We start from the raw sequence: 9,696 nt of genomic DNA, 5'->3' as shown, positions 1-9,696 counted from the left end.
CGACACGCCGATCGCGGTGATCAGCGGGGCGAGACGCGGCGCGCGGCGCAGCGGCCGGTACGCGACCCGCTCGATCGTGTAGCCCACGCACGCGCAGACGACCGCGGCGATGCCAAGGCCGATCGTCAGCGTCGCGACGTTGCCGAGTCCGGGAAAGTGGTTCTGCAGCACGGTGATCGCCGACAGGGCGACCATCGCGCCGATCATCAGCACGTCGCCGTGCGCGAAGTTGATGATGCCGAGAATGCCGTACACCATCGTGTAACCCAACGCGATGATGGCGTACACACTGCCGAGCACCAGCCCGTTCAGAATTTGTTGGACAAAAATGTCCATGTCACTCCCAAGAGTTGATTACTATTGGATCGGCATGCGAGAACGCCGATTACTCGTCGTTCTCGCTCGAAGTATCACTGCGTCGGACTGAGGTTATCGCCCGACACTTTGTACACGGTCACCGGCGCATCAATCCATTCACCGTTCTTGTCGAACGCGACCTTTCCGACCAGCGTCGAGAACTGGATTTGCTTGAGCATCGGAACGAACTTTTCGGGGTCCGTCGAATTCGCCGCCTTCATCGCCTGCGCGACCACCATCGTGGCCGAATAGAATGCCGGCGAGTAAACATCGTTCTTCACACCGAATTGCTTTTCATACCGCGCCGCGAATTCCGGACCACCGGGCAACGTCGCGAGCGGTGCGCCGCCTTCGGCGCAATACCCCCGCCCATTCAGCGTTCCGGCAGCCAGCTTCGGCATATCGACCGAGCAGATCCCGTCCCCGCCTAGCACCGGAACCGCAAGACCCAACTGCTTGGACTGTCGCCCGATGGCGGCTGCCTGCGCGTAGTACCCGCCGTAGAAGATCGCGTCCGGACGTTGAGCCTTGATGTGCGTCAGAATCGCGTTGAAGTCCGTTGCCTTGTCGTTGGAATATTCCCTGGCGACGACGTCGATACCGTTCTTCTTCGCCGTCGCGGCAAACACGTCAGCTACGCCTGATCCGTATGCCGTGCGATCGTCGATCACCGCCACGCGTTTTGCATGCAATACCTTTGCCGCATATTCGGCCATGCGTGCGCCCATCACATTGTCATTGGCCGCGAGCCGGAAGACATACGGAAAGCTCTGCTGCGTGATCGCAGGATTTGAAGCGGCGCCGGTAATCATCGGAACACGCGCATTGTTGTAGATGCGGGACGCTGGAATGGTCACGCCGGAGTTGTAGTGGCCGATGACCGCCTTCACACCCGAATCGACGAGCTTCTGAGCGACAGAGACGCCCGTTTTGGGATCTGCAGCATCGTCCTCGGACAGCATTTCGAACTTGATGGATTGACCGTCGACGACGATCGGCGTCCGATTCAGCTCTTCAATCGCCAGCCGCACGCCTCGCTCATCGTCCTTGCCGAAATTCGATTGGCCGCCCGTCAACGGGCCCGCGACACCGATCCTGACAGTCTGATCCGCATGCGCGGCAGAAATCAATGCGGGGCTGATTCCCCCGAGCAACAGGGTGGCGATGGTGAGTTTGTGACAGTACTTCATGTGAAACCTCCGTGGCGTGGGCAAATTGGGTAGTCGACATGGTTGCAGCGTCAGGAGCGCGGGCACGAGATGGCCGATTGCGCTTGACGTGGGATAGTCAGTCCCGCCAGTGCGGTTGTGCAGATTCCAGAAGCCGCTTGAGCGAGCGAAAATGAAGTCGTGCATATTCATCTCGATCACGGTCGAATTCACGAGAAGTCCGACGAGCCAGTTCGTCGCTCACGCGCTTAAGCGGACGCCCGCTCGACATCGCGAGGATTTGGATCTGGGCGGCTCGTTCGAGGTAGTAGAGATCGTCGAGTGCCGCGGCAATCGAAGGGCCCGTGACTATCACGCCGTGGTGCTCGAGCATCAGGACACGCCTGGAAGACAACGCGGCGGCAATCCGGTCTCCTTCCTGTTCGCTGAGTGCAAGTCCTCCGTATTCCGAATGATCACGGTCGTAGGCAATGCGATCGAAAAAGCGAAGGCTGTTCTGATGGCACATTTCGAGGCGAAAGCCGTCGAGCGTCGTCAGTGCCGTGGCATAAGGCATGTGCGTATGAAGTACGCATGCGGCATCAGGCGAGGCGCGATGAACTCGGGAATGGATGTTAAGCGCGGTTTTCTCGACTCGTCCGACTCCGTCGATTACCGAGCCGGCGGAATCGACGAGCAGCAAATCAGCCGGTCGGATCTCTTCGAAGCTGAGTCCGAACGGATTGATCAGATACGTTTCCCGACTGCCCGGGAGCAAGAGACTGAAATGGTTGCATGTGCCCTCGTGGAAGCCGAGGCGCGCGGCGATGCGAAATGCCGCGGCCAGATCGTCGCGAGCATTCGCGAGCTCATCGGTCTTCGATCCAGGAAAAAAATCGGTGGCGTGTGCCATGGGGTCGTCCAGTGCAAGTATGCGTATGCGATTCCCCTTCAATGTAGTGAATCAAACCTGCACGGATACATGTACACTTTAAAATGAGGGTGACTAACTGTATTGGGTTCGTCGCCTGTACGGTTATATGGGCCGGTATTTTTGATGTGATAGGTGCGGCGATGAAACCGATACTGACGCTCGATCCCCAGGGGGAATCGTCCCTGGTTCAACAGATCGTGGCCGGGCTGACGGCAACGGTGAACGAAAGAACCTGGCGGTCCGGGGCCAAGGTTCCGAGCATCCGCGTATTCGCCGAAGCACATGGCGTGTCGACATTTACGGTCGTCGAAGCATACGATCGCCTGGTGGCGCAAGGCGTCTTGATGGCACGGCGTGGATCCGGCTTTTATGTCGCGGATCGAAGCCGTAGCGAGATACCTCCGACCATCGAGAAACTCAACGAGGAATTCACGAATGGATGGTCGCTGCGTAACGTTCTGGAGGGAACGGAAGGCACGATTCACGCAGGCTCGGGATGGATTCCAGAGGCATGGTTCGACGCGGACGGCCTTGGGCGGGCGCTAAGACAGGTAGCGGCGCAGCCGCGATCGCTATTGGGGTACGGGCACGCAAAGGGGTATGAGCCGTTGCGTGAGCAAATCGTGCGGCAACTTGCGGAACACGAGATCGAGGCAAGTTCCACGGGCATCGTCACTACGCTGGGCGCAAACCAGGCGCTGGACCTCGCCATTCGTCACCTTACGCGCGAGGGCGATACCGTGCTGGTAGACGAGCCCTGCTACAGCGATCTGCTCGTTGCATTGCGATTGCGCAGGATCAAGGCAGTCGGGATTCCGATGACACCCACCGGTCCGGACGTCGTTTCGATGGAGCAGGCGTTCGAGACTCATCGCCCCAAAGTGTTCTTCACCAATACGCGGTTGCATAATCCGACCGGTGCGAGCTACAGCTCGGCATCGGCATTCAAGGTCCTGAAGCTTGCCGAGCGCTACGACTGCATCATCGTCGAGGACGACGTCTCTGCCGGTCTGGTGTCCGGAAATTCAGTCGCGCTCGCGTCCATGGATCAATTGAAACGAGTGGTCTATGTCGGCAGCTTTTCAAAGACCATCGGTGCCGGCCTGCGCGTGGGATTCGTGGCCGCGGAGCCCGCGCTTCTCGAGGGTTTGCTTTACCAGAAGCTGGTGTCCGGAATGTCGACGCCGACGATCACGGAGCAACTGGCACATGCAGTGCTGTCCGAAGGACACTTCAGGAAGCAGGCCGAGCAATTGCGCGATCGTCTCGCTACCGCGCAGGAACGGACCTGTCGCCGGCTTGAATCGATCGGTTTTGAAGTGTTCTGCGAACCTCGATCCGGAATGTTCGTATGGGCACGTCCCGCGGGAATCAATTGCGATTCGGCCGAACTCGCTGTACGTGCTGTCGACCACAAGATTCTTCTGGCGCCAGGCAATCTTTTCTACGCCACCAATCCAACCAGTAGTTGGCTGCGATTCAATGTTGCGCACTGCAACTTCGATCGTCTTTATGCGTTTCTGGCGCATGCCATTGCACACTGACCCGGTCTCGTCACCAAGCCGCCAGGGAATCGGCGTCGCGCAACGAACCGGTGATCTCTCGAACCCGCTCGAGTCGGTACGCGCATGAGCTAGCGTCCACGCCGTGCGCGGATTTAACTGTGCAGGCAACAAGGCCTCTACAGTTATCTAGCGATCCACCGCAGTGTGCATGTATCTGTTCAGCTCGATTGCATAAATTGACGGACAACACGTCGCCCATGATTTCGATGCGGCGGTAACTCCGATCAATTTTCAGCATGAAAAAGATACGAAATTACAAAGCACTCCTCTCGAATGGCGTCGTTTCGTCACGGCGGATCGTACTCGATATCGCGGACCGGACACTCGACAGGCTCGACAGCTACCAGCGCATTCGAAGCATCATGCGCATGGAAGGTAGCGTACTGCATATCGGAACGCGCTCGTGGGATCTTTCGCGCAAGCGAAACGTCTATCTGGTCGGCGCCGGCAAGGCTTGCAACCACATGGCAATGGCAGTCGACCATGTATTGGGTGACCACTTGACGCACGGTATTGCCATCGTGAAAATCCGGGAAGAATCGGACCGTTTCAACAAGACCGAGGTGTTCGTCGGCGGCCATCCCCTCCCGAACGAAGAAGGCCATCGGGCATCGAAGCAAATCATCGAACTCGTCGATCAGGCCGGACCAGACGACTTGTTCATCGCGGTGATCAGCGGCGGAAGTTCGGCGCTCATGTCCTGTCCGATCGAAGGCATCAGCCTGCAGGACGAGATCGATACCACGGACGTGCTGCTTAAATCCGGTGCAGGCATTTACGAGATCAATGCCGTGCGCCGGCACATCTCGGCCTTGAACGGCGGGATGTTGGCGCAGCGCATCCAGCGCACGGGTGCCGAACTGATCGGCTTCGGCATCAGCGACGCGGTCGGATCGCCTGCCACGGGCGACATTTCAGTGCCCTACGCAGCCTACAAAAGCACGCCGATCGGTCCCGACATGACGACCCTGGACGACGCTCGCGCCACGATCATCAATCGCAACGTGGCCGATCGCCTGCCCAAGAGCGTTGTCGACTATCTGATGAACGCAGGCCCCGACGCGGAGACCCCGAAGGCCTTTCCGGACAATACCTACTTCCTGCTCAACACGCTGCCCGACTCCTGCATTTACGCCAAGGCAGTCTGCGAGGAGATGGGTATCCCCGCAATGATCGTGTCGTCGTTCCTTGAAGGAGAAAGTCGCGACGCCGGCACCTTCTTCGCGTCGATGGCGCGCGAAATCCAGACGTACGGCAACCCGATCAAGCCCCCTTGCGTGCTTCTCAGCTCCGGTGAGGTGACGACGCTTATCGACGATAACAGCGTGATCAAGGGGCACGGCGGGCCTGGCCAGGAAATGGCCGCAAGTTTCGCTATCGCGGCGGCCAAAACCACGGGTGCCTGCCTGCTGTCGATCGACAGCGAAGGCACGGACGGCACGGCGACGGTGGCGGGAGGCATGACGGACTCGACCAGCTTCACCGCGGCTGCCGTAAAGGGAGTCAACCTCTATCAGGCACTGCGCGAGCACAGCTGCTTCGAAGCACTCGAGTCGATCGACTCCGCCGTTTTCACCGGCAACACCGGTACCAACCTGTGTGACTTGAACATCCTTTATGTTCCTGAACCGAACGGGAGCAAGTGACATGGAAGACAAGATCACATCCGTTCGGGCACTTCAGATCATCGATTGCAAGTGCCGGCCCGCAGTCGAAGTCGAGGTGCGCACCGAAAGCGGTGCGGTTGGTCGAGGTGCGGCACCCACCGGCACTTCCGTCGGGATGCACGAATCGTTCGTCCTGCGGGACGGCGATCCAGCGACCTACGACGGGCTCAGTGTTCATAACGCCGTCGACAACGCGGTCAATGTAATTGGTCCGGCGCTGATCGGCATGAACGTGTTTGATCAGCGAGCGATCGACGAAAATATGATCGCGCTCGATGGCACACCCAATAAGTCCCGCCTCGGCGGAAACACGATTTACTCGGTATCCATCGCGGCATTCCGCACGGCGGCGAATGCCCGATCGATTCCGCTGTACGCTCACATCGCCGGCCGCGACATCAGGACCGTGCCGGTCCCATGCTTCAACGTGATCAACGGCGGACGATACGATGGGCTCACCCAGCCGTTCAACGAGTTCCTGATCGTGCCGTACGGCACTGACAGTGTCGACTTCGCCATCGAAATGGCGGTGGCCGTGTTTCAGAAGCTTGGCCATGTACTGACCGAATATCTGGGCCACAAACCTCAAGTCGCCAGTTCCTATGGCTACGTCGCCCCTTCGGATGACCCGGAAGTCGTGTTGACGCTGATGCAAAAGGCCATCGATGCCTGTGGCTATACAGGCCGGATCGCGTTTGCGCTCGATTGCGCGTCAAGCGAGATGTACGACAAGGAAACCCGCACGTATCTGCTGAAAGGCAAACGGGTGTCCACCTCCGAACTCATTGCCTATGCCCGCTTCCTGACCGAGAAATTCAATTTGGTCTTCATCGAGGATTTGCTCGATGAAAACGACTGGGAAGGTTACAGCACGGCGGTTCGAGAAATTCGACGATCGATCATTCTGGGCGACGATCTCACGGTCACCAGTCTCCCGTTACTTGAGCGGGCTTTCGAGACTCGTGCCGTGGACGGGTTCGTGTTGAAGCCGAACCAGGTCGGAACGATCACGGAGGCGATGGACGCCTATCGATTTGCGCTGCAACACGGAATGATCGCGGTGCCCTCGGGCCGCTCCGGTGGTGTCGTGGATGACGTCGTGATGGATTTTTCGGTCGGCCTCGAAGTTCCGCTCCAGAAGAATGGCGCCCCCCGTTCCGGCGAGCGGATCGAAAAGCTCAACTTTCTGTTGCGGGCAAATGCGCGAAGCCCGGGTTGCCGCCTCTACGACATTTCACCACTTCTCCGATTCTGACCACTGAGTCGGGATCGACGCTTGACACCCAACATCTTCCTTTTTCGACGAGGTCTGCACCATGTATCCCAAAATCGACTTTCTGTACCTTTCCGAGCCGGACATGATCGCAGCTGGCGTGCTGGATGCCGCGCGCTGCGTGTCCGTATGCGAAGAGACATTCGGACTCCTCGGCAGAGGCGACTATCTGATGGGTGGCGCCAATCACAATAACCACGGAATGAACATCGTCTTCCCGAAAGAGACGAAGTTCCCGAACATGCCGGTTGCCGGTCCGGACCGCCGCTTTGCTGCAATGCCCGGTTATCTGGGCGGTCGCTTCGACGTGTGCGGCAACAAATGGTACGGATCGAATCACGCCAATGCCGAGAAAGGCCTGCCGCGCTCGATCTTGACCATGATGCTCAATGACAAGGACACAGGCGCGCCGCTGGCGCTGATGTCGGCGAACTTGTTGAGCGCGGCCCGAACCGGAGCCGTGCCGGGAGTGGCGGCAAAGTATCTAGCCAACCAAGATGCGAGAAGTATGTCTGTTATCGGTTGCGGCCCGATCAACAAGGCGTGCTTCACCGCGATCATGACCCAGCTCGGCTCGATCCAGCACGTCGTCTGTTTCGACGTCTTCCTCGACAAGGCGAACGAGTTCGCCGGTTGGGTTCAGCAAACGTACGGGATTTCCGCCACCGGTACCGATGAGGCCGAGAAAGGCTTCCGTGATGCAGATGTCATCACCGTGGCAGCGTCGCGTCTGAAGCCGCTTTATTTCAAGGACGAATGGATCAAGGAGGGCGCGACCATTCTCGTCTCGGGCCCGTTCAATACCGACGAGTCGTTCCTGACCGGCGCCAGGATCGTATACGACCATACCCCGCTGCAGGAAGCCTATGTCGAGGACGCAATCGCATCGGGCAATAAGGAAAGCTACTACAGCAGCGTCATTGGCGGCCCGTTCTTCCGTCTGATCGATGCAGGCAAGCTGCCCGCCCTGCCTGACTCGACCAGCCTCGGTCATGTCGTGAATGGCGACAAGCCGGGCCGGGAGAGCACGAAGGAGCGTGTCATCTTCATAGCATGCGGGATGGCGGTTTTCGACATCAGCTGGGGGACGGAGCTCTATAACAACGCGCGGGAAAGGAAGATCGGCACGCCCCTCAATTTGTGGGAAAAGCCGGCTCTCTGATCGGGTCGCCGTGAATCGCGCTCCCGGCAATTGAGCCGCCTGGATCCCCCTGGAAAGTGCCGAGCGCCAGTGTCGGGGCTTTCCTGAGCCTTCGGCCATAGGCCGAAGGCTCATGCCGGGCGAATGCTGGCGAGCGTCGAGGTTTGGGACCGCTTGCACCAAGTACTCTTGGCAAAGCTGCGTGCAGCGGACCGCCTCGATTGGTCACGTTGATCTGAGTAACCGTGTTGAATGACAAGCTGTGAGAGGTTGATTTTGAGCATTCAGGTGTTAGCCACCCCTCGTCATTTACATCGCTCGCGACGCACTTTTTCCACTTCGACGCAATGATAAGTTTGCGCACTTCATTGAATTTCAGAATAAAAACCTCAGGACCAGCGTGAATTCGCGAATACGACGAAAATTCCACATTGATATGAATTTTTATTCAAAGACAACTTATTGAGACTGCGGACATCTTTTTTGAGAGACAACAAACAACAAATACCCGCGCACCACCCTCCCCCCTCCCCCGTACCGGCAACCACCAGGCAAACTGTACCGGTACTGTACAGAAAACCGTCGCTACACTGACTCCATCCCAGTCCCGAACACGAATGGAGAATCCGCGATGGACTTCCTCACCCTCAGCGCATTGCCCGCCGGCATGCTGTTCGCGCTCGTCACGTCGATCACGCCCGGCCCGAACAACACGATGCTGCTCGCGTCCGGCGTCAATTTCGGTTTCCGCCGCACGATGCCGCACCTGTTCGGCATCAGCATCGGCGTCGCGATCCTGATGCTGTGCGTCGGCTTCGGTCTCGGCGAAGCATTCCGCCGCGTGCCGGTCCTGTACACGATCCTCGAAGTCGCGAGCGTCGCGTACCTGCTGTACCTCGCCTGGCGCATCGGCACGTCCGGCGAAGTGAAGGCGCAAGGCGCCAAGCCGCGGCCGATGACGTTCCTCGAAGCCGCCGCGTTCCAGTGGGTCAATCCGAAGGCGTGGATGATGGTGCTGACCGCCGCGACGACGATCCGCCTGTCCGCCGACTACGGGATGAACGCCGCGTGGATGGCCGTCGTGTTCATCCTGATCGGCTTTCCGTGCATCAGCCTGTGGGCCGCGTTCGGCCAGGGCCTGCGCCGCTTCCTGTCGAACCGCCGCGCACTGCGCATCTTCAACGTGACGATGGCCGTGCTGCTGATCCTGTCGCTGTATCCGCTCGCCGCGCATCTGCTGCCGCAGTAAGCGCTCACGAGCACAGCCGTTGAGCTTCACGCCGTGCAGGCGTACCCTTTTGGTACGGGCGCGCGCAATCGCTTCGGCGGTTGCGCCGCATCTGCATGGAGGTGGCCGATGAAGCCAATGCTGAAGACCGGCGAGCACATCGAGGGCATGCACTGGGTCGCCGAGTACCACCCGCTCACGCACGAGATTCGCGTGCTGCGCGAGAACATCGAGGTGGGTACGTACTGCGCGCCGCCCACGCTGTTCGGCGACGAGGAAGCGCTGGGCGCCGCGAACCTTGCCGATCATCGCAGCCAGGAGGCCGCGCTGCGCGCGTATCTGCGCAACTTCGTCAAGGAACACGACGCGGAGGAGTAGTGGCG

General features: G+C 59.1%; 9 protein-coding genes. 6 read left to right on the top strand and 3 right to left on the bottom strand.

Going from position 1 to position 9,696, the window contains the following annotated elements; genetic code table 11:
• The 3 genes from U4Z64_RS34765 to U4Z64_RS34755 form a co-directional block, all read right to left on the bottom strand.
• The coding region (locus U4Z64_RS34765; protein WP_415750575.1) for a branched-chain amino acid ABC transporter permease at window positions 1-336 on the bottom strand (336 nt) is incomplete at its 3' end.
• 74 nt (window positions 337-410) lie between these two features.
• Window positions 411-1,547, bottom strand: a complete 1,137-nt coding sequence (locus U4Z64_RS34760; protein WP_059620791.1) for a branched-chain amino acid ABC transporter substrate-binding protein — start codon at window positions 1,545-1,547, stop codon at window positions 411-413.
• Between the two features lie 97 nt (window positions 1,548-1,644).
• On the bottom strand, window positions 1,645-2,418 hold the full coding sequence (locus U4Z64_RS34755) for an aldolase (RefSeq protein WP_321822400.1): 774 nt from the start codon (window positions 2,416-2,418) through the stop codon (window positions 1,645-1,647).
• 161 nt (window positions 2,419-2,579) lie between these two features.
• On the opposite strand from U4Z64_RS34755, the gene U4Z64_RS34750 reads away from it, so the two are divergent.
• From U4Z64_RS34750 to U4Z64_RS34725, 6 genes are all read left to right on the top strand, one after another.
• On the top strand, window positions 2,580-3,983 hold the full coding sequence (locus tag U4Z64_RS34750; protein WP_042972937.1) for a PLP-dependent aminotransferase family protein: 1,404 nt from the start codon (window positions 2,580-2,582) through the stop codon (window positions 3,981-3,983).
• A gap of 257 nt (window positions 3,984-4,240) precedes the next feature.
• On the top strand, window positions 4,241-5,650 hold the full coding sequence (locus U4Z64_RS34745) for a glycerate kinase (RefSeq protein ID WP_321822399.1): 1,410 nt from the start codon (window positions 4,241-4,243) through the stop codon (window positions 5,648-5,650).
• A 1-nt stretch (window position 5,651) separates the two neighbouring features.
• Window positions 5,652-6,926 (top strand): phosphopyruvate hydratase, encoded by a 1,275-nt coding sequence (gene eno / locus U4Z64_RS34740; RefSeq protein WP_321822398.1) that lies wholly within the window; start codon window positions 5,652-5,654, stop codon window positions 6,924-6,926.
• Between the two features lie 61 nt (window positions 6,927-6,987).
• Window positions 6,988-8,106 carry a tyramine oxidase subunit B gene (locus U4Z64_RS34735; protein ID WP_321822397.1) on the top strand — a complete coding sequence of 373 codons (1,119 nt, stop codon included), beginning with the start codon at window positions 6,988-6,990 and terminating at the stop codon, window positions 8,104-8,106.
• 610 nt (window positions 8,107-8,716) lie between these two features.
• Complete coding sequence (locus tag U4Z64_RS34730) at window positions 8,717-9,334, top strand: LysE family translocator (RefSeq protein ID WP_321822396.1); 618 nt, start codon at window positions 8,717-8,719, stop codon at window positions 9,332-9,334.
• 108 nt (window positions 9,335-9,442) lie between these two features.
• Window positions 9,443-9,691 (top strand): hypothetical protein, encoded by a 249-nt coding sequence (locus tag U4Z64_RS34725; protein WP_124524124.1) that lies wholly within the window; start codon window positions 9,443-9,445, stop codon window positions 9,689-9,691.
• Window positions 9,692-9,696: the final 5 nt, after the last annotated feature.

This window comes from Burkholderia sp. BCC1996, from assembly GCF_905339955.1.
GTDB lineage: Bacteria > Pseudomonadota > Gammaproteobacteria > Burkholderiales > Burkholderiaceae > Burkholderia.
Note: the sequence above shows the minus strand (reverse complement) of the source record. Positions and strands in the feature narration are given on the sequence as shown.